The 21494-nt window shown below is 68.2% G+C and carries 14 protein-coding genes; all 14 read right to left on the minus strand.

Translation table 11 applies throughout. From position 1 onward, the window contains the following. On the minus strand, positions 1–3590 hold a 3590-nt coding region (locus AC1RIF_RS10725), incomplete at its 3' end, for a beta-ketoacyl synthase N-terminal-like domain-containing protein (protein ID WP_492601862.1). A 45-nt stretch (positions 3591–3635) separates the two neighbouring features. Then, the gene (gene fadD32 / locus AC1RIF_RS10730) at positions 3636–5531 is read right to left on the minus strand and encodes a long-chain-fatty-acid--AMP ligase FadD32 (protein ID WP_492601361.1); all 1896 of its coding nucleotides are present in this window, start codon (positions 5529–5531) and stop codon (positions 3636–3638) included. A gap of 238 nt (positions 5532–5769) precedes the next feature. Further along, entirely contained in the window at positions 5770–6771 is a 1002-nt protein-coding gene (locus AC1RIF_RS10735; protein WP_492601863.1) for an LLM class F420-dependent oxidoreductase, read from the minus strand. 186 nt (positions 6772–6957) lie between these two features. Next, a complete protein-coding gene (locus AC1RIF_RS10740) occupies positions 6958–7950 on the minus strand; it encodes a cutinase family protein (protein WP_492601362.1) in 993 nt (330 codons plus the stop codon). Between the two features lie 6 nt (positions 7951–7956). After that, the gene (locus tag AC1RIF_RS10745; protein ID WP_492601363.1) at positions 7957–8523 is read right to left on the minus strand and encodes a DUF732 domain-containing protein; all 567 of its coding nucleotides are present in this window, start codon (positions 8521–8523) and stop codon (positions 7957–7959) included. A gap of 133 nt (positions 8524–8656) precedes the next feature. Beyond that, positions 8657–10543 carry an alpha/beta hydrolase-fold protein gene (locus tag AC1RIF_RS10750; RefSeq protein WP_492601364.1) on the minus strand — a complete coding sequence of 629 codons (1887 nt, stop codon included), beginning with the start codon at positions 10541–10543 and terminating at the stop codon, positions 8657–8659. 192 nt (positions 10544–10735) lie between these two features. After that, positions 10736–11734 carry an alpha/beta hydrolase gene (locus AC1RIF_RS10755; RefSeq protein WP_492601365.1) on the minus strand — a complete coding sequence of 333 codons (999 nt, stop codon included), beginning with the start codon at positions 11732–11734 and terminating at the stop codon, positions 10736–10738. Positions 11735–12022: 288 nt separating this feature from the next. Beyond that, entirely contained in the window at positions 12023–13954 is a 1932-nt protein-coding gene (locus AC1RIF_RS10760) for an arabinofuranosyltransferase AftB family protein (protein WP_492601366.1), read from the minus strand. Beyond that, positions 13932–14837 carry a decaprenyl-phosphate phosphoribosyltransferase gene (locus tag AC1RIF_RS10765; protein WP_492601367.1) on the minus strand — a complete coding sequence of 302 codons (906 nt, stop codon included), beginning with the start codon at positions 14835–14837 and terminating at the stop codon, positions 13932–13934. Before AC1RIF_RS10765 ends, AC1RIF_RS10760 begins: the two co-directional genes overlap by 23 nt. After that, entirely contained in the window at positions 14834–15349 is a 516-nt protein-coding gene (locus tag AC1RIF_RS10770; protein ID WP_114724124.1) for a phosphatase PAP2 family protein, read from the minus strand. Before AC1RIF_RS10770 ends, AC1RIF_RS10765 begins: the two co-directional genes overlap by 4 nt. After that, entirely contained in the window at positions 15333–17183 is a 1851-nt protein-coding gene (locus AC1RIF_RS10775; protein WP_492601368.1) for a glycosyltransferase, read from the minus strand. Before AC1RIF_RS10775 ends, AC1RIF_RS10770 begins: the two co-directional genes overlap by 17 nt. Beyond that, a complete protein-coding gene (gene glf, locus AC1RIF_RS10780) occupies positions 17180–18400 on the minus strand; it encodes a UDP-galactopyranose mutase (RefSeq protein ID WP_492601369.1) in 1221 nt (406 codons plus the stop codon). The genes AC1RIF_RS10775 and glf overlap by 4 nt, the downstream gene beginning before the upstream one ends. Positions 18401–18482: 82 nt before the next feature. Further along, positions 18483–19241, minus strand: a complete 759-nt coding sequence (locus tag AC1RIF_RS10785) for a MerR family transcriptional regulator (protein ID WP_492601370.1) — start codon at positions 19239–19241, stop codon at positions 18483–18485. A gap of 170 nt (positions 19242–19411) precedes the next feature. Continuing rightward, a complete protein-coding gene (locus tag AC1RIF_RS10790; protein ID WP_492601371.1) occupies positions 19412–21148 on the minus strand; it encodes a SpoIID/LytB domain-containing protein in 1737 nt (578 codons plus the stop codon). Between the last annotated feature and the right edge of the window lie 346 nt (positions 21149–21494).

Raw genomic sequence — 21494 nt, forward strand, 5'->3', positions numbered from 1 at the left:
GAGTCCAGACCCAGCTCGATCAACGGAATCTCCGCCGGCAGATCCTCCGGCGCATACCCCATCGACTCCGCGACGATAATCGTCAACCGATCCTCGAGCGCCTGCGAGCTCTCCGGATCCCACCGGTCACCGAACGTCTCGACGACCTCGTCCTGCACCTGGTCCGACACGACGGGCTTCGCGGCGACGGCGACGACCGGCTCCGGCAGCGCCTCGCCCGACGACACGACGGCGTCGTAGACCAGCACGAACGCGTTGCCGTGCAGATTCCCCGTCGCTCCGCTCGCCTGACCCTTGGCATGCACCTGCACCGACGCACCACCGAGGTGCGGCACGAGCGTCGTGGTCAGGGTTCCCGCGGAGGGCACCTCACCGTGCGCGACGGCGCCCGTGAGCGCGACGTCGGCGAACAGCTGCGACGCAGCGGCGGTGACCAGCGAACCGAGGTCCGAGACCGCGGACGCCTGCACCTCCCACGCGTGCCGACCATCGGGCAGCGCGACGTGCGCGCCGGGAACCCGGGTGTCGCCGGCCGACGACACCCGCGCATCGATCCAGTGCCGCTTGCGCAGGAACGCGGTGCGCGGCAGGTCGGCGAAGTCACCGGCGGGCAGCAGCGACGGCAGATCGACCGCATGACCGTGGACGTACAACTGCGCGAGGGCGGTCAGCACGCCGAGCGGCTCGTCCTCCTTGCGCTTGAGCGTCTGGATCAGCTGCGTGTCGGCGACACCGGCGGCCCACGCGGTGGCCGCGACGGACATCAGCGTCACCGGGTTGGGTGCGAGCTCGACGAACGTGGTGTGGCCGGCGTCGACCGCGGCCTTGACGGCGTTGGTGAAGTACACGCTGTGCCGCAGACCCTTGGTCCAGTACTCCACCGGGTGGATCGGGGCGTGCCCGGCCGGGTAGAAGGTGTCCTGGTCCACCGACGAGTACTGGCCGACCTTCAGCGTGTGCGGCTCGATACCGGCCAGCTCGGCCGCGAGCTCACCGAGCAGCGGATCGACCTGCGACGTGTGGCTGGCGCCCTTGGTCTTGAGGACCCGGGCCATCTTCTCCTCGGCCTCGGCGCGCGCGACGATCGCGTTCACCTCGGGCTCGGGGCCACCGATCACGGTGTGGGTCGGCGCCGCGTACACGCACACCTCGAGGTGCGGGAAGTCCGGCAGGACCTTCTCGATCTCGTCGGCGGAGTACTCGACCAGCGCCATCAGGCGGATGTCATCGCCCTCGAGCAGGCCCTCGGCTTCGCCCATCAGCCGCGAACGCGAGCAGATCACACGGACGGCGTCCTCGAGCGACAGGCCACCCGAGACGTACGCGGCGGCGGCCTCACCCATCGAGTGACCGACGAGCGCGGCCGGATCGGCGCCGTGGTGGCGCAGCGTCTGCGCCAGACCCACCTGGATCGCGAAGATGCCGACCTGCGACGTCTCGACGTCGTAGTCGATCGAGTCGTCGAGGAACTTCTCCTTCATGGAGTAGCCGGCCTCGTCCTCGATCAGCGCGTCCACCTCGTCGATCGCGGCCGCGAAGACCGCGTTCTCCAGGTACAGCTGCTTGGCCATCTTGCGGTGCTGCGAGCCGAAGCCCGAGAACACCCAGACCGGACCCTTCGACGCCGGCGCGTCGGCGGACAGCACGCCGGGGGCAGGCTTGCCGGCAGCGATGGCCCGCAGACCGGTCACGGCCTCGGCACGGTCCTTCGCGATGACGACGGCACGCGAACGGCCGTGATTGCGCTTGGCGAGGGTGCGCGCGACGTCGGCGAGCGGCGTGCGGCTACCTTCCTCGGTCTCGAGCCAGTTCGCCAGATCCTCCGCGGCACGGCGACGACGGGACGGCATGGACGCCGACACCGCGAGCACGACGGCTGTGTCGGTGGCATCGGACAGTCCGACCGACTCGGCGGCCTCCGCGAGCATCCGCTCGGCCTCGGCCTCGATGGTGGTGTTCTCGTGGTCGAGGTCGACGGGAGCGGCAGCCTCGTCGGTGACCACGGCGGGGCCGGTGTACTCGTGGACCACGACATGCGCGTTGGTGCCGCCGAAGCCGAAGCCGGACACTCCCGCGACGGCCTTGCCGGTGTACCGCGGCCACGCCGTGGCCTCCGGAATCACCTGCAGGTGGGCCTTGTCGAACTGGATGTACGGGTTGGGGCCCGCGTAGTTGAGCGACGCCGGAATGACGTCCTCCTGCAACGCGAGCACGACCTTGATCAGGCCCGCGGCGCCCGCGGCGGCCTCGAGGTGGCCGAAGTTGGTCTTGGCCGAACCGAGCAGCGCCGGCTTGTCGTCGTCGCGTCCGCGACCGACGACGCGGCCGAGCGCGTCCGCCTCGATCGGATCGCCGAGGATGGTGCCGGTGCCGTGCGCCTCGATGTAGTCGACGCCGGACGGCGCGATCCCCGCGTCGCGGTACGCGTGCCGCAGACAGTCGGCCTGCGCGTCCGGGTTCGGTGCCAGCAGGCCGTTGGAACGGCCGTCCTGGTTGACGGCGGTGCCGGCGATGACCGCGAGGATCGAATCGCCGTCGCGCTCGGCGTCCTCGAGACGCTTGAGGACGACGACGCCGCCACCCTCCGCGCGGACGATGCCGCTCGCGTCAGCGGAGAACGCCTTGATCTTGCCGTCCGCGGTGAGTACGCCGCCCTCGTCGAAGCCGAGGGTCGCGGGCGGCGCGAGCAGCATGTTGACGCCGCCGGCCAGCGCGATCTCCGACTCGCCGGAACGCAGGCTGCGCACCGCCTGATGGACCGCGACCAGCGACGACGAGCACGCCGTGTCGAGCGCCACCGACGGGCCACGGAAGTCGTAGAAGTAGGAGACGCGGTTCGCGACGATAGCGGTGGACGTGCCGGTGAGCGCATACGGGTGCGCCGACGCCGGATCGCTCACCGCGAGCAGCTGGTAGTCGTTGGCCGACGAGCCGAGGAACACCCCCACCTCGCGGCCCTTGAGCTGGTTCGCCGGGATGTGGGCGTGCTCGAGCGCCTCCCACGTCAGCTCCAGTGCCAGGCGCTGCTGCGGGTCCACGTTCTGGACCTCGAGCGGCGACATCGCGAAGAACTCCGCGTCGAAGCCCTGCACGTCGTCGAGGTAGCCGCCCTTGGTGGCGGCCTTGTCGACGGCCGCCGCCACATAGGGGTCGGCCGTGAACTCGGCCCAGCGGCCCTCCGGCAGATCGGTGACCGCGTCACGGCCCTCGATCAGCAGCTTCCACATCTCCTGCGGGGTGTGCCCGGTGCCCGGGAACCGCGACGCCAGCCCGACGATCGCAATGTCGTGGGACTGACCGGCCGGGAAGCCACCGCGGTAGTACGAGGCGTCCTCGGCCTCGGCGGGCAGCTCCGGCTCGCCCTCGATGATGCGGGTGGCCAACGAGGCGATGGTCGGATGCTGGTACACGATCGTGGCGGAGAGCGTGACTCCCACGAGATCCTCGATCTCACCCGACAACGCGACCGCGTCGCGGGAGGAGAGTCCGAACTCCTCCAACGGTCGATCCTCGGATATCGCCGCCACCGGTTGCCCGGTGGCCTCCGCGATCCACTTCCGCAGCCATTCGCGCAGCTGCGCGACCGTCATCTCGTGTTCAGCCATCAAATCACCAAGCTACCCGTCAGGAAAGGACTAGTCGGAAACGCTATCGGGGAAAGCGGTCTGAGCGTGACCGCCACGCAGCGTTCCCTCGATGTAGCTCGCCTTGCAGGCCCGGCGCGCCAGCTTGCCGCTGGACGTACGCGGAATCGAACCGGCCGGCACCAGCAGCACGTCACGCGCGGTGACGCCGTGACGCGACGAGATGGCGGCACGGACCGCGTCGGCGACGGGCTGCGGATCGGCCTTGCCGGCGCCGGGCGCACGTTCCGCAACGATGACCAGCTGCTCGGACGCGTCGTCCTGGTCGAACTCGAGGCCCGAGTGGGAGTTCTCGAACACGACCGACGGAAGCTGGTTGGCCGGCACCGCGAACGCGGCGACGAAGCCGGGACGCAGCGCGGAGCTGGCCTCCTGCGCCGAGTACTCGAGGTCCTGCGGGTAGTGGTTGCGGCCGTCGACGATCACCAGGTCCTTGACGCGACCGGTGATGTACAGCTCGCCGTCGACGAAGACGCCGTAGTCGCCGGTGCGCAGCCAGTTGGCATCGTCCGGAGCGCCGGCGGCGTGCGTGCCCTCGGGCAGCCGCTCGAGCAGCTTGTTGTGGAAGGTCTCGGCCGTCTCCTGCTCACGACCCCAGTAGCCCTGGCCGATGTTGTCACCGTGCAGCCAGATCTCGCCGACGAAGCCGTCGGGGCGCTCGGACGCGGTGTCGGGATCGACGATCGTGGCCCACTGGCTGCGGGAGATGGCGCCACACGCCACCTGTGCGACGGCACCCGGGGCGTCCTGGTCGACCTGGACCATGCGGCCGGCATTGAGCTCGTCGCGGTCGACGTACATGACTTTGGCCTCGTCCGACGGATGCGTCGTCGACACGAACAGCGTGGCCTCCGCCATGCCGTACGACGGCTTGATCGCCGTCTTGGGCAGACCGTACGGCGCGAACGCCTCGTTGAACTTGCGCATCGACGACACCGTGACCGGCTCGCTGCCGTTGATCAGGCCGATGACGTTGCTCAGGTCGAGATGTTCGCCGTCCTTCGGCAGACCGCGCACCGCGGCGTGCTCGAATGCGAAGTTGGGCGCCGCGGCGTACGTGCCGGCACCGTCGGCGATCGCCGCGAGCTCCTTGATCCAGCGGTACGGGCGCGCCACGAACGCGCGCGGGCTCATGATCGTGATGTACTGACCGCCCAGTGCAGGCAGGATCACCGTCAGCAGGCCCATGTCGTGGTAGAGCGGCAGCCAGGTGACGCCGCGCGAGTGCTCGCTGAGCCCGAGGGAGTCGACCATCTGCAGCACGTTGGTGGCGACACCACGGTGCGTGATCTCGACGCCCGCGGGGGTACGGGTGGAGCCGGACGTGTACTGCAGGTACGCGATGTCGTCGAGACCGACGTCCGGGCGGACCCACGTGTCGCCGACGCTGTCCGGGATCGCGTCGACGGCGATGATCCGGGGGCGCTTCGCGGCGGGCAGCGCACGGAAGAACTGGCGCACACCCGCAGCGGACGACGTCGCGGTCAGGATCGCGGCCGGCTCGCAGTCCCCGAGGACGGCGTGCAGCCGGTCGGTGTGACCGGGCTCGTCCGGATCGAACAGTGGAACCGCGATACGCCCGGCATGGATCGCCGCGAAGAAGGAGGTGACGTAGTCGAGACCCTGGGGCGCGAGGATCGCGACACGGTCACCGGGCTTGGTGACCTGCTGCAGACGAGCTGCCACAGCACGCAGACGCAGACCGAACTGACCCCACGTCAACTCGTGGGCCTCACCGTCACGCTCACGCGAGTAGTCGATGTACCGGTACACCAGCTCGCCCGCATTGTTACGCGTGTGCTCGTCGACATAGTCGATCAGCGTGTGACCCGGCGTGAGCCGGATGTGGCCCTGTTCGTCGAGGTAGTCGTCGAACATTGCGTTCATTCCTTCTCCTGTCGAAGCGATCACACAACCATCAACCGACATGATTGCGCCCCAGACTTCCTTCGCCGCGCGGATTCAATTGCTTCTCACTGGTTGGTCGGTGCCGGCCTGCTACTTGTCGCCGCTCGTGACCACCCTGTCCAGGGGCAGCCGCTCGCAACTTTCGGGACGTAGACGACATGCCTACGAGTCACTCCATCGACTCGAAACCAGCAACATGTTACAGATGTGCATCGCTCTATTCGCCTCGGAGCAGTGGGATCACCGGCGCGAATGCTTCCATCTGAGTCGGGAACACACCCACATATGACATCGACGTCTTCTCGCGTACGTTACGGATCTGATCCGCGATCTCCTCGTACGACCCGATCGCCAGGTAGGGCGAATTCAAGATCTCCTCGACCGACAATCGGGCGTCTACCTCGATGTTCGGCGGGAATCCCTGGTCGAGGGCGGCCAGTGCCATCTCCGCCGCCTGCTCACGATCGTCCGTGACGAGCATCATCGTGATGGTCCAGTTCAACTCGATGTCGTCGAAGCGATCACCCGCGGCATCGCGGATCCGCTCGACGCGGGCGATGGTGTTCTCCATCGTGATGCCGGACAGCAGCAGCCGTCCCTCGGCATTGGTCGGGGTGGCCACGGAGATGATGTCGGCGTACTTGGCCGCCAGCGCCAGCATCTTCGGTCCACCGCCACCGACCGCGATCGGCGGACGCGGGCCCTGTCGCGGGCGGGGGCTGCCCTTCAGACCGCTGATCCGGTAGTGCTCGCCCTCGAAGTTGCACTCCTGGCCACGCAGCAGCGTGTCCAGAATCTGCAGGGACTCTTCGAGTTTCGCAATTCGGACACCGGGGCGTTCGTATTCGATGCCGCCCTTGTCGAACTCTTCCTTCATCCACCCGGCACCGATGCCGAGTTCGAGGCGACCGCCAGAGAGGACGTCGATGGTGGCCGCGTCCTTCGCGAGGACCGCGGGGTGACGGAAGCCGTTGGCGAGGACGGCCGTGCCCAGTCGGATCTTGTCCGTGGCGATCGCGAGCGCACCGAGCGCCGCGATCGGCCCGACCTGGTTGCCCAGGTGGTCCGGGATCATGAAGCTGTCGTAGCCCAGTTCCTCGGCCTTCTGCGCCAGCTTGACGAATCGACGGGCACCGCCCTCCTCGGCGTTCCCCTCGCCACCGGCCGCGAACCGGAACTTACGCGGCACCCGGAGACCCGAGTTGTCGGTGGAACTCATCAACGCCTTCTTCCTCAATTCACGCATGCGGGCATGGTTGGGCCCGTCGGGCACCAACCCATCAGCATAGGGACCCACCCCTGCGACCCGTGATCGGGCCGCGAGCACGGACACTACCGCGCAAGTGACCGGCAGGTAGCCACTTCCGCCGAGTCGGTGCCGCTCGGTGCGTCCGAGTGCGAACCGCTACTCGTGTGCGGGCGTCGGAGCCGCCTCGATCAACTCGGTCGCCCAGTTCGTGATCCACTGCGTCGCAGTGGTGCCGTTTCCGTCGACGACGAACGAGTTGTACAGCGCGTGAACGGGATTGTTGTAGTACTCGCCGAGACGCGACGCGCTGCTGAGCCAGTTGCCGACCTTGAGCGCTTCGGCCGGGGCATCGCAGATTCCGTCGCTGGGCGCACAGATCTGCACCGCTCGGTCCGCGAGCGCGCCGAACCCGCCGGGCCGCGCGCCGGTCATCGTGATACCGGGAAGTTTGAGCCCGGACAGCGACAGTTCCGCGCCGACACCGGCGACCGGCGGCCCGACGGTGGGTGCCGTCGCCGGATCTCGTCGGCCGTCCGCGATGAGGCCCACGCCGAGCACCAGGTCCGCGGGCACCGGGCCGTCCCCGGCCCCGATCCGCGCCGCGACGTCGCCGGCGATGACCGCGCCCTGCGAGAAGCCCGCCAGCACGTACGTCGTGAGCGGGCACTCGGCGTACCGGCGCTCGATGACGCCGAGCGTGGCGTCGGTACCCGCGGCCCGGGAGTTGTTGTACGACTCCTGGCCGTCCGGCGGGAGCGCGACCGGATTGGAGAACTGCGCGACGTACGGGACGGTGTACACATCGGCACGCTGCGGAGAGAAGCTCTCCTGCAGCGGCCGGGTGACGTTGAGCATGAGCGACGCGGGGTTCGCGGTCGGGTTGTGCGGGTCGTCGGCCGCATTCGACTCCCACGTACCCGGAATCGAGATCACCTGGACATCCGGGCAGTCGGCCGGCTGCGCACTGGGCGGCGTCGGCCCCGGAGGCGTCGGCGGCACCGGTGAGGGCACCCGCCCCGCCAGCAGATACCAGACCGCCAGCACCACGAGGACCAGCACGAGGAGCGCCGCCACGATGGCGACGCTCCCGAAGCGCCTACGCCCCCGGTTCTTCCCTGACTTCCGCGTCCCGCGTCCGCTCACACTCATCGATCGCTACTTGTTGCAGTACTCGGACTGCGCCACGCGGATGTAGACCTGGGCGTTCTTCCCCGCCTGCTCCTGCGTCAGCTCCTGACCGGCAGCGCTCGCCTCGCTGCCCACCGCTGCGGTGACGAACGTGGTGATCTCCGCCTCCGAGCTGCCCTGCTCGTTGGCCGCACAGATGTAGTCGGCGGTCGAGACCGCGATGATGCCGTCCGACGCGGGCGTGATGCCCTCCTTCTTCAGCCCGGCGAGGAACGCCTCACCGCGCGCGGAGATCGGCACCTCGGTCGGGCCGGGGAACCCGCTCGGCACGGCCTGCGGTTCCTCGACCGGCTGGGTGGCTCCGCCGCCCGATCCCTGCGCCGGCGTCTGAGCCGGAGCCGACGGGGCCTCCGACGCGCCGCCCCCGGAGGGCGCCTTGGCCGACGTGGTCGGCGCCACCGACGTGGTGGTGGGGCTGCCGGTCGCCGACGAGTCGTCGTCGCCACAGGCGACCAGCATGCTGCCGGCCGCGAGTGTCATGGCGCTGACGGCCACCGCACGGGCCACCGCGGAACGAGTGCGTGAGAAGTGCATATCAGTCCTTGCGTTGACTTGGGTCGTATCGATGTACGTACCGGTACAGACTCTTGAAACAGGCTACAGATGCGACGCGGGCGGTGACCGGATCGTCTGATCCGGTCACCGCCCGCACGTGTTCAGTCAGAGGTCAGCGGATCGCTGCCTTGCCGTCCTTGATGGTGATGACACCATGCTGGAAGTTCTGCTCGACACCACCCGGGATGTCGAACTGATCACCGATCGGGAAGCCGAGACGGCCGTTCTCGTAGTTCTCGCCCTTCCAGGCGTCGAAGATCGGACCGTTCTTGACCGACCAGGCACCGCTGGCGGGACTCCAGTAGATGTTGCCGTTCTGGAACCGGTTGAAGCGTCCGCCGTCCTTGACGGGAACCTCGTTGGTCAGCGGCAGGCCGAGCCAGCCGTTCTCCCAGTTCAGGTCGCCGTACTTCTTCATGATCAGACCCTGGACCGCGTTCGCTCCGGTCTGCGGCGTCCAGTAGACGGCGCCACCCTCGAAGCTCTGGATCAGGCCTTCCTTGCCCGGAATCTTGACCGCGTCGGCAGTCGGGTAGCCCAGCGCACCGGTCTCCCAGCCCAGCTTGGACCAGGTGTCCCGGATCGGGCCGGACACCGCGTGCGCACCGGTCTGCGGCGTCCAGTAGACCGAGCCGTGCTGGAAGTGGTTCAGACGACCGCGGCCGTCGGGGAGCACGATCTCGGGGGTGGTCGGCATTCCGAGTTCGCCGGCCGGTCCGCCGGTGCCCTGGTATGCGCCGCCGATGCGGCCCGCGACGGGGTAGGTTCCGCTGCCCGAGTGGAAGATCCGACCGAAGCGGAAGTCCTGCGCCACACCGCCGGGCACCGAGTACTCACCGGTGAGGCAGTCGCCGATCCACTGGTTGCCGTTCGCGACCGGCGCGATGGCGCCACCGGCACCGCAGGCCGGCTTGTCGACCTCGACACCGAGCGAGTTGGCGAGCTGCGGCCACAGCTGGTGCAGCTCGAACTCCCAGTACGGCCACGAATGCGTGCCCGACGGCCGGTAGTTCACGGTTGCGGGGATGTTCAGCTTGCGCAGCTTGGTGGTGAACGTCTGCGACGTCAGACGCGACAGGATCTCGAGACCCATACCCGCGTAGTTGGTGCTGATGCCCGGGATACCGGACGGCTGATCGTAGGGGCCCGTCGTTCCGCTACCACTCGAGATGTAGAGGCTGACACCCTTGAGCTGGTCCGCCAGCAGGTACGGATCGTGTGCGGCCCACGCGTCGTTGGTGGGGTTGCCCCACATCGCGTCGGCGTCGAATCCGCCGGCGTCGCTCATCGCGTACGAGATGGCCTGCGGCATACCGAGCGTCGTGGTCGCCAGGATGCCCGACAGCGAACCGGCGAACTTGAAGAAGCCCTGGTTACGCGCCGCGAGCATCATCGCGGACGTGCCACCCATCGACAGACCGACGGCACCACGCGTCTGCGTGGTCCGCCACTGGCCCTCGAGGATCGGCGGGAGCTCCTTGGTGAGGAACGTCTCCCACTGGTAGTTGTGACCGTTGTTCTGGTCGATCCAGTCGGCGTAGAAGCTGGACTGGCCACCGATCGGCAGCACGACGTTGACGTTCTTGTCGGCGAAGAACGCCTCGGCGTCGGTGTCGAGCGTCCAGCCGTTCTCGTCGTCGCGCGCACGCATGCCGTCGAGCATGTAGACGGCGGGGAAATTGGCGTCCGGCTTGGCATTCCAGTCCCGCGCGAGCAGCAGCTGCACCTGGATCGGGACGCCCATCGACGGGGAGTTCACCCACACCGCGACGCGACGGTCCGTGAGCCAGTCGACGCGCTGGACGGTACCCGGCACGCCCGACTGCATGGTCGACGGCGCTCCGGGCGTGCCGATCGACTGGGCGACAGCGGTGCCACCCGACGTCAGGCCCGCCGCGATCGGCAGCACCAGCGCGGCCGCGGCGAAGCCGAGCGCCCGCTTGCGCCAACCTCCCCCGGCTCCTTCGCGGCGCTGTGGCCGCTCGAGACCTAATCGCATCGGGACAACTCTCCTTCGTCGTGGCGGACGCACCCGCTGGGCCGGAACATCGCTTCCTTACTACACGGAAGGACCTTCGAAGTGGGGTTGCCGCGCTGGTGGGATAGTGGATTTGTCTTGACGAAAAGCAACATGCCACCCCCCGCGCCCGAGGCGTGGGGGATGGCATGCCGGATCAGATCATGGTTGTGATCACCGCGCGCCGAGCGCGTCGAGGATCTGGCCGCGAGCCTTCCACAGCTCGTCCGACCAGTAGCCCCACGCATGGGTACCGGTGGCCGGGAAGCTGTAGGTGGCCGGGATCTTGAGCGTGGCCAGGCGGAGCTGGAACGCGCGGGTGTTGGCCAGCGACAGCGCCTCGAGGCCCATCGCATTGGCAGCGTTGTAGTAGTCGATGGCCTTGCGCGGCTTGTCGTACTTGCCGGGCAGACCGCTCGCCGCCGAGATGTACATCGACAGGCCTTCGAGCCTGGGCGCGAACACGAACGGGTCGTTACGCAGCCACTCCGGGCTCCACGGCGGGCCCCACATCGAGTCGACGTTGAATCGGCCGGCGTCGAGCATCGCGACGCGGATGGCCTCACGCATGCCGGGCGCCGAGATGTGCAGGTATCCGGAGAGCGATCCGGCGAACTTGAACTGGTCGCGGTGGTAGGCGGCCAGCGTCAGCGCGGCCGAGCCACCCATCGACAGTCCGAGGACGGCGTTGTTGGTGCGCGAGACACCGCGGGTCGCCAGGTAGGCCGGCAGTTCCTCGGTCAGGAAGGTCTCCCACTTGTAGGTGATCTTCTGGCCGTTGAAGTTGCTGGGCGCGTACCAGTCCGTGTAGAAGCTGGACTGCCCACCGACGGGCATCACCAGGGTGACGTCGTCGAGGCGGAACTGGTCGAGAGCGTTGGTCTCGAAGGTCCACGCGTTGGCGTCCTCGCGAGCACGGAGGCCGTCGAGCAGGTAGAGAGCGGCGTCGCCACCACGTGCGGCCCACTGGACCTGCACCTTGATGGGACCCATCGACGAAGGCACCGAGAGTTCTTCGTATGCGCCCGCGGGAGCAACGGCGCGTGCCGGGGCAGCAGACGCGACAGCGCCGCCTGCGATTCCGGCGGCGAGGGGCAGCACCAGGGCGGCAGCACCGAGCGCCATCACCCGCTGCTTGAAGCGTCGGGTCAGCCTTTGTCGATCAAAACGCATGGATACTGCTCTCTCTTCGTCTTCGTCTGCGGCGCCCGCTCGAAGAGTGGGCACCGTCGGATTCCGTCGGGAAACAAGGCATCTACCGACCCGCTTTCGACAGGGTCGGTAGTGGACCTCATCCAAGTCGCACTGCGCTCGGTGGACTTTATGTCACGGTTTGCGTTGACACAAATGGCGCCCAATGCAACGACGAGGGGTCCCCCCGCGTGCTGCTCGTCACGTGATTGGATCGACCCGTCGCAGCGTAGCGTTACGCAAACGAGACACTTCGAACGGATGAAATTCTCACGACGTCGGGGTTCCGAGCCCACACCGCTGGATCTCGTACGCCGGGATGCGGTCGATCCGATAGTCGGCGAACTCGAAGGACCGTCGGATGTTCTGTTTGAACCTGGCCCACGTGAGTTCCGAGCGATACGACGTCAGCAGATCCTGGGTCTGCGGACAGGTCAACGCCGTTCGGGCGTCGGCCACCCAGCGTTCGTCCATGAACGGCGGCAGCCACGGATGCACCGGGATCATCCCGGTGTCGGCGACGACCCAGTCCGGGAGCAGGTCCTTGTCGTGGCCGATGCGCCCGTCGGGAAGTCGATCGGTGTGCGCGGCGATGGGGTTGGCCAGTCCGATGTTGTCGACCACGCGAACGTCCAGTGGGACGTTCATCGCCGCCATGCCGAGCATCGGGAAGAACACCGTGTGGCCGGCACCGCCGGGCGGGATCGGCACCGGAGGGGGCACGACCCACATGAAATCGTGGGCGCCGGACGACATCAGCAGACCACCGTCCGGAGTGTCCGCGATCGTCTCGACGATCGCCCGTACCCGCGGGAAGTCCAGGTAGTCCTCGGCGCGGATCGGGTGCTCGTGCCCGGTGTTGAGCGAGTAGAACGCCCGCTCGTCGACGATGCCGCTCCTGCCGAGGACGGTGCCGTTCGGCATGCCGCCGAGCCCCGCAGCCCATGCGGCCCACCCCACGATGCCTACCCAGACCGCGAGCGACCCGGCGCCGAGGATCACCGCTCGCCGGTCCTGCCTGTCCCCCGCCCGCGGCACCCGGATCGGGACGACCGCGACCGGCAGCAGCAGGCAGAAGAGGGCCGGCAGCAGGGTACGTCCGTGCATGAAGTCGCCGCCGACGCGAACAGCGTAGGCCGCCAACAGGAATCCGCTGAACAGGATGAAGGCCACGACGCCGCGGGTGCTGCGCAGCCACCGCCGGAATCGGAGGAACCGCGACTGCGCGGTGCCCATGCTCTCGACCGGTTCGGGCTCGGCAGGGCCCGCGGACCGGGTCGCGTACCAGAGGATTCCGGCGCCGACAACGAGTAGGAGCAGCGGAATCCACAGCAGGTAGGGGCCGACCAGGTTGCCGAGGTAGGCGAAGCCCTGGCCCCACTCGGAACCGCCGGCTTCCTTCGTGACCGCCGTGTTCGGGTACGGCAAACCGTAGTAGCCCATCCGCCAGATCTGATACGCCACCGGAACCAGGCCGGCGACGACGACGAACGCGATCCTCGATCGCCAGGCCATCTCGGTCGCCACCAGCACCATGACCAGGGCGAGGGCGCCGAGGATCGCCATCTCGGGACGCACCAGCGGACTCAGCCCGGCGACGAAGGCCAGCGTGAGGACCGAGATGCGGGACGGATCAGCGGCCTGCGCCCACCGCACGAGCAGCAGCGCCAGCAGGGCGATCCAGAACAGGACCAGGCAGGTTTCCAGACCGGAGGTCGCGAAGTCCCGGGCCGGGGGCAGGGCGATGTAGACGAGGGCGCCGGCGGGCAACAGCACCGTCGCACTGCCCGACGCCGAGATCGTAGGCGTGTAGAGACGCTTCGCGGTGACCATCGCCAGCACGATCGCGCCGACCGACATGACCAGCGCGATCGTCAGCACGACGTACTCGAGCCGGGCCTGCGTGATCCAGCCGAAGGCGGTGACGACGTACGTCCACAGCGTGCTGGTGTTGGCCTCCACCCGCTCACCCGCGTTGAAGACCGGACCGTTGCCGGCGAGCAGGTTGCGTACCGTGCGCAGCACGATCAGCCCGTCGTCGGCGATCCACCGCCGCTGCCACGCGCCCCAGGCGAACAGGAATGCCGTCACCACGACACCACCGACGAACACGGCACGACAGATGCGGTTCCCCTGCAGGTTCCGATCCGCGGCGGGTTCGTCGGTGGTGCGTGTCGACTCAGATGAGGTAGAGAGCGACACCTACTACTCCGATCCAGGCAATCGCGAGGAACTGGAGCACTCGGTCACCAAGCGCAATCTCTTCGGGCTCGCCCGCCTCGCCACCGTCGACGTCCACTGCGTATCGCAGGATAGCGATCGTGAAGGGCACCATCGAGATCGCGAACAGGTTGGTGTCGTTCGCGCGGTCCTGATCGAAGGCCCACAGCCCGTAGCAGATCACGACGGCCGTCGCCGAGAGCGTCCACACGAACCGCAGGTAGGTACCGGTGTAGTACTCGAGCGACTTGCGGATCTTCGCGCCGGTGCGCTCCGCCAGCTGCAGCTCGGCGTAGCGCTTGCCGGCCGCCATGAACAGTGAACCGAACGCCATGATCAGCAGGAACCACTGCGACAGCGGAATCTCGGCGGCCACACCGCCGGCGATCGCGCGCAGCAAGAAGCCCGACGACACGATGCAGATGTCGAGGACGGCCTGGTGCTTGAGACCGAAGCAGTACGCCAGCTGGATCCCGATGTACACGGCCATGACGACCGCGAGCTGCCAGTTCGCAGCGAACGACAGCAGGATCGAACCGGCGAGGAGGACGACGGCCATTCCGTAGGCCATGTTGACCGGAAGCACGCCGGCCGCGATGGGCCGGAACCGCTTGGTGGGGTGTGCCCGGTCGGCTTCGACGTCCATCGCGTCGTTGACGAGATAGATGCCCGACGCCGCCATACAGAACACGACGAAAGCGACCGCGACCGGCAGCAGGACGTCGCCCTGCGTGACGGACCCGGCGGCCAGCGGGGCCGCGAGCACGAGCACGTTCTTGACCCACTGGCGCGGACGGACGGCCTTGACGATGCCTCCGGCCAGCGTCTTCGGGGGTCCGGTGACGACCGCCGGCTCCTCGCTCATTTCACTCCAAACTTCTGCTCGGCCCGCAGCACTGCCGCTGCGGATACGGCGCCGAGTGCCGACCCCGCGAGCACGTCGGTCGGGTAGTGCACCCCGAGAACCAGGCGCGAGAGCAGCATCGGCGGGACCAGTACCGCAGGCAAGGGTAGCCCGGTGAGTCGACCGAGCAGCACCGCCGCCGCCGTAGTGGATGTCGCGTGCGAGGACGGGAAGCTCAACTTGCTCGGCGTCGACACGTTGATCTGCACGGACGGGTCGTTCGGCCGGGGACGACGGACGACGCGCTTGATGACGATCGACGCCGCGTGCGCGCCGACCGCGCCGACCGCGACACCCGCCCAGCGTCGGCGGCGCGGCTTGTCCAGGGCCGCTCCGACACCGGCGACGGCCACCCAGCCGAGGGCGTGTTCACCGAAGTGCGACAGCCCGCGGGCCGCACGGATCACCTGGGGCCGGGACCCGATCGTGGCCTGCACGGTCTGCAGGATCCGGACCTCAGATGCCGAAGACACGTTCCCACCTCTCCTTGCTGGTCAGCTTCGGTGCGGCAGCCTGGTACTCGCGTGCGAGTTCCGGGAACCGCTCGGCGAGCTCGCGACGCAGACGCAGCGACTCCTTGAGCAGCCGTGCCGCGACCTTGGGGTCGCGCTTGCGGTAGACGACGCCACGACCGTCGGCGGTGGTGACGGTGACACCGTCCACCTGCGACAGCAGGAACCAGCGGGCGTCGAGCGTCGGCACGTTCAGCTGCGGCTGCTCGAGGTGCTCGGGCTTGGACTTCTTGACGTTGTGCACCAGGCCCTTGAGCAGGCGGGTGACGATGGCCACCTTGTTCGTCGGGAGGCTGACGTTGCCCACGTCCGCGCGGGACGGCAGCGGCAGGCTCGTCGAGGACGGCAGCACCACGGCGTCGGGGTATTCCTTGCGCAGCGCGTGGACGGTGCCCAGCGCGGTGGGCAGCAGGTCGGCGACGTGCTCGGGCCCGGCGAGGAAGTCCTGGATCGCGAGGTTCTGGATCGCGACCGTGGAGTACTCGAGGCACAGCAGGTGCTTGGCGGTGGCCTTGACCGTGTGCAGGACCAGCCCGTTGATGTTGTCGGGCATGTGCAGGGCCGCGACGACGAGGCGATTCCTCAGGTGGAAGTACGCCTGCCAGTCGATGGCGTCGTCCTTGTCGCTCCACGCCATGTGCCAGATCGCGATACCGGGCACGGTCGCCGTCGGGTAGCCGGCGCGCTGCGCGCGCAGCGCGTACTCCCAGTCGTCCCACTTGATGAACAGCGGCATCGGGAGACCGATCTCCTCCGCGCAGACGCGGGGGATCATGCACATCCACCAGCCGTTGCCGTCGACGTCGATGCGCCGGTGCAGGTTCTTCGAGTTCTCGCGGTCGCTCAGCGGGTACTGGGAGAAGTCGTGGTCGTACTCGGCGTTCGGCGCGCCCGTCCACATCGTGACGGAGCGGTCGATCACCTCACCCATCGTGTGCAGGTGGCTGCGCTCCTGCAGGTTGAGCATCTGGCCGCCGACGAGCATGGGGCTCTTGGCGAACCGCGACATCGCGAGGGCGCGCAGGACCGAGTCCGGCTCGATCTCGATGTCGTCGTCCATGAACAGGATGTACGGGCTGTCGGTGGTCTTCAGTGCCTCGTACATGATGCGGCTGTAGCCGCCGGAGCCGCCGAGGTTGCCCTGGTCGTGAATCGTGAGCTTGTCGCCGAGGACGGCGGCGGCCTCTGCGAATCCCGGCTCGTCGCGAACCTTGCGGGTGCCCTGGTCGGGCATGATCACGGCGTCGATCACCTCGAGGACGAGGGGATCGGAGGCGAGCGCGGTGAGCGCCTTGACGGCGTCGGTGGGGCGGTTGAAGGTCGGGATGCCGACCGCGACCCGCCCCTCCCCCGGCGCATCGACCGGCGCGTACCAACCGGCGCTGCGCAGTTCCACCTCGGCGTCGGTGGTGATGTCGAACCAGACCCAGCCACCGTCCTCGAACGGACCGAGGTCGACCTCGAACTCCAGGACCCCTTCGCGGAACTCCTTGCCCTCCACATGGATTCGGGATCCGTCCGCCTTGGAACGGTAGACGTCGACGCGGCAGTGCCCGGACAGTTCGAGCCGCAGCACCACGGATTCGAGGACGGTCCACCGCCGCCAGTAGCTCGCGGGGAAGGCGTTGAAGTAGCTGCAGAACGACACCTCGGACTCGGCGCCGATCGACAGCGACGTGCGCGACGTCGCGTGCGCGCGATGCGCGTTGGTCTCGGATTCCTCGGTGTAGAGGCTGCGGACGTCGAGCGGCTCACCGGCGCGCGGGAGCAGGACCCGCTGCAGCAGCGCGCTCACGCCTGGTCTCCGGCCAACGGCTCACCGGACTCGAGGTGCGGGCGCAGCGTGTTGTCGAACATCGACAGCGCACTCGCGATCGCCATGTGCATGTCCAGGTACTGGTAGGTGCCCAGGCGCCCGCCGAACAGGACCTTCGCGTTCGCCGTCTCGGCCTTCGCGCGGTCGCGGTAGGCCTCGAGCTTGGCGCGGTCCTCGGGGGTGTTGATCGGGTAGTACGGCTCGTCGCCGCTCTGCGCGAAGCGCGAGAACTCGCGCATGATGACCGTCTTGTCCTTGGGGTAGTCCCGCTCCGGGTGGAAGTGGCGGAACTCGTGGATGCGGGTGAACGGCACGTCGGCGTCGTTGTAGTTCATGACCGGGGTGCCCTGGAAGTCGCCGCAGTCGCTCAGCACCTCGGTCTCGAAGTCGAGGGTGCGCCAGCCCAGCTCGCCCTCCGAGTAGTCGAAGTACAGGTCCAGCGGGCCGGTGTACACGACGGGGGCGTCCGGGTTGGCGGCCCGCAGCTCGTCGCGGACGTCGAACCAGTCCGTGTTCAACCGGACGTCGATCTTGTCGTCCTTCGCCATGTTCTCGAGCCACGCGGTGTAGCCGTCGACGGGCAGACCCTCGTAGGTGTCGTTGAAGTAGCGGTTGTCGAACGTGTACCGCACCGGCAGTCGGGTGATGTTCCCGGCGGGCAGTTCCTTGGGGTCGGTCTGCCACTGCTTGGCGGTGTAATCGCGGACGAACGCCTCGTACAGGGGGCGGCCGATCAGCGAGATCGCCTTCTCCTCGAGATTCGCAGCATCCTTGGAGTCGAACTCGGCGGCCTGCTCGGCGATGAGCGCACGCGCCTCCTGCGGCGAGAAGTAGCGACCGAAGAACTGCGACACCAGGCCGAGGCCCAACGGGAACTGGTACGACTGGCCCTTGTGCATCGCGAAGACGCGGTGCTGGTAGCCGGTGAACTCGGTGAACTGGGTGACGTAGTCCCACACCCGCTTGTTCGACGTGTGGAACAGGTGCGCGCCGTACTTGTGGATCTCGATCCCGGTTTCGGGCTCGGCCTCCGAGTACGCGTTGCCGCCGAGGTGGTGGCGGCGCTCGACGACGAGCACGCGCTTGCCTAGCTGCGTCGCAGCCCTCTCGGCGATCGTCAGACCGAAGAATCCGGATCCGACGACGATGAGGTCGTACTGACCTACGGACGGTGCGGGCGCGTTTTGGGCAGTCACGGAAAACAGGGTAGGCGACTCCGTCGCCTGTGCGCCTTTCCGGTGGCGCGAACCACCGAAAAGGCGCACGGGCGCGCAGCGCCTACAGGTCGAGCGCGAACGCGAGCATCGCGTCGCTGACGAACGACGCGGTGCCCTGCCCGTGCCGGTCGTAGTTGGCCGCGAACCGGGGATCTGCCACGTACATCTGCGCCAGGCCCACGAACTCGTCGGCGCCGGGACGGCGTCCCTGCCACCCTGCCGCGACCCACTCGTAGTGACGGCGGGTGATCTCCCGCACCTCGGGGCTGTCGGATGCGAGACCTGCGGCGTGGGCACGCCCGTAGTCGGCGGCGATGTCGAGTTGTTCCTGCTGGAAGCTCTCCTTGTCCGTGGTGGACAGTGAACGCCACCACGTGTCGCTGCTGCGGTAGGCCTCCTCACCCCACCGCTCGATCACCTCGTCCTTGTAGCGGGTGTGATCGAATCCGTCGAACATCTCCTCGGCCATCAGTGGCTCACCTCTCCTCGTCTTGTCCAGGGTCGTGCGCACCGACGCGATCTGACGCTGCAGTCGAGCCCGTTCCTGCTCGAGCAGGTCGAGGTGGGTGCCGAGCGCCGTGACGGCATCGGTCTCGCCGCCGAGCACGTCGGCGATCGCGGCCAGCCCCAGCCCCAGTTCACGCAGCAGCAGGATCCGCTGCAGCCGCACGAGCGCGGCCTGGTCGTAGAACCGGTAGCCGTTGGCCCCGATGCGGCTCGGCTCGAGCAGCCCGAGGCTGCCGTAGTGCCGCAGCGTCCGGCTCGTGGTTCCGGTGATCCGCGCCAGTTGCTGGATGGACCACTCTGCGGGTCGGTTCACGTCGCACCTCCTCGACCTCGATCTTCGTCGGTCCCTCCAGCGTGCAGGTTGACGCGACGTCAAGGTCAAGACCGAAAACGAGAATCGGGCAGGAACCCGTGGAGTACTCCCCGGTTCCTGCCCGATCCTGTTCGACGCCGGCTGCCGGCGTCCCCCTTATACAGAGGTGTCTACGCGGGGGCACCTTCCGGCGCGGTCTCGCCGCTGCCGGGCGGCAGCTGCTGCAGGACGACGCTCGTGTCGACGACCTGCGCGCCCAGCGTCGGCGTCCACACGATGGTGCCGCCGGCGTAGGTGCGGAACTTGCCCGACTCGTCGACCAGCATCAGCTCGGGACCGGAGGGTTCACCGAGACTGCCGGCCGGGCCCCCGAGCTCGCGGTACTTGACGTCGATCGGCGACTCCGGATCCGCGACGGCGGCGACCTCCCCGGCGTCCGCGACCCCCGTCACGTCGACGGGCTCCGCGATCGGCAGCGGCCCGGTCGAGCCCGGCAGCGCCGGGAGCGGAGGCAGCGGCGGAAGTGGGGGCAGCGGGATCGACTCGAGCGAACCGGGCGTGATCTCGGGCAGCGGTGGCAGCGGCGGCAACGGGATCGACTCGAGCGACCCCGGGGGCAGCGGCAGTCCCGGGATCGGCCCCGGCGCTCCACTGCCACCGACGGTGAACCAGTCCGACTTGAGCCCCAGCTTCCACCGCGCGTCGTCGCCGGACGCCTCGACGGTGCGGGTCGAGCCCACGACCTTCACCCGGGTCACGCGACCGCCGTCGGCGCCCAGGCCGTTGCGGCCGATCACCTCGAACGAGAACAGCTCCCCGACCCCGAACGCGTTCGCGATGGCTCCGGCCGTGACGGTCTGCGTCCAGTTCCGGTTCGGGGACATGACGTCGCCGTCGTCCACGACTGCCGGGAAGACGCCGCCGGCGGTGTACCCACCGGACGACGACGAGAACTCGGCGGCCACGGTCTGGTTGCCGCGCTTGAGCACGGTGCCGGCGGTCGAGTTCACCGCGTCGGTGGTCCGACGGTCCTCGTTGGACGAGCCGCGATACACCTGGCAGGACTGGGTGTCGCAGGTCTGCGCGTACCCGTAGCGGCGCTCGGCCGCGGCGTACGAGCGCGCCGCGATGGCCTGGGCGCGCAGCGCCTCCCGCCCACCGGAGTCGGCCCACGACGGGACCGACTCGGCCGGGACCACCCCGTAGAGGTAGTCCTCCATCAGCACCCGGTTCACGGTCCGCCAGGCGCCGTTGCCGTCACGGGTGGCGTTCATCGCGCCGCGGTACGGGACGTTGCCGTCGCACAGTCGCAGGTGTTCGTTGGTCGGACGGTTCGCGCCGAGGTTCACCGGGTCGACCCACGGATGGTTGGTGAAGCCTCGCCAGATCTCGCGGCCGGTGCAGCCCTCGGTGACGGTGACGTCGGCGCCACCGGGCTTCGGGGTGAGGTGTGCAGAGGAATTGGGGCCGAAGTAGCGGCCGGCGACGTTGAGACCCGCCGGCGAGTAGACGTCGAGGCGCTTGTCGTCGCGGCCGAGCAGTCGTACGGCGACCCACGGATCGTCGACCCGGCCGAGGGTGGTGTTGCCGTAGTAGTGCCCGACGATCCGCTCCGCGGACCAGCCCTGATTCTTCGCGTAGCCGTAGGCGCCGTACTGCCCCATCCCGCGGCCGTGTCCGTAGCCGTGGCCGTTCAGCGTGATCGGAGTCTCGGCGGCAACCACCGGCGCGATCGCGGGCTCGGAGTCGCGCTCGAATGCCGCGAGTCCCACGACGGCCCCGACCGCGAGGGCCGGGGCCAGCCCGAAGGCCGTCAGCCGGGACAGGGACCAGGAAGGCCCGACCACGAATCGTCGTCGGACACGGACACCGCGATTCGCTGCTCTGCGGAGACGGGGGGTCGCCATACTGCGCTCCTCATCGATGAAGGGTCCGGAACATCGCGCGAGGTCCGGAAACGGTCGTGCCGACGTCGCAGCTGCCGTGGATCTGGAGCGAAGCAGCCGCCCGACCTGCACACTCCCAAAAGGCTCAAGCTAAGGTTGAGCGTTATGGATGTTGCGACTAGTGTGGCAACTGTGACTGGTGTTGGCAACAGCTACCACTGAGGTAACACCAATCACATCAGTAACATCTGCATCACAAGTTGCAGACATCCTCGGATGATCTGTGGACTTCCTCCCGGGGCAGCCCCCAGGATTCAGTCCGAACCCCGACCCCACCGGGATCGGTCCGGCCGAGAGGTCGCTCGCA

This window comes from Prescottella sp. GW823-FHT02E09, from assembly GCF_058797375.1.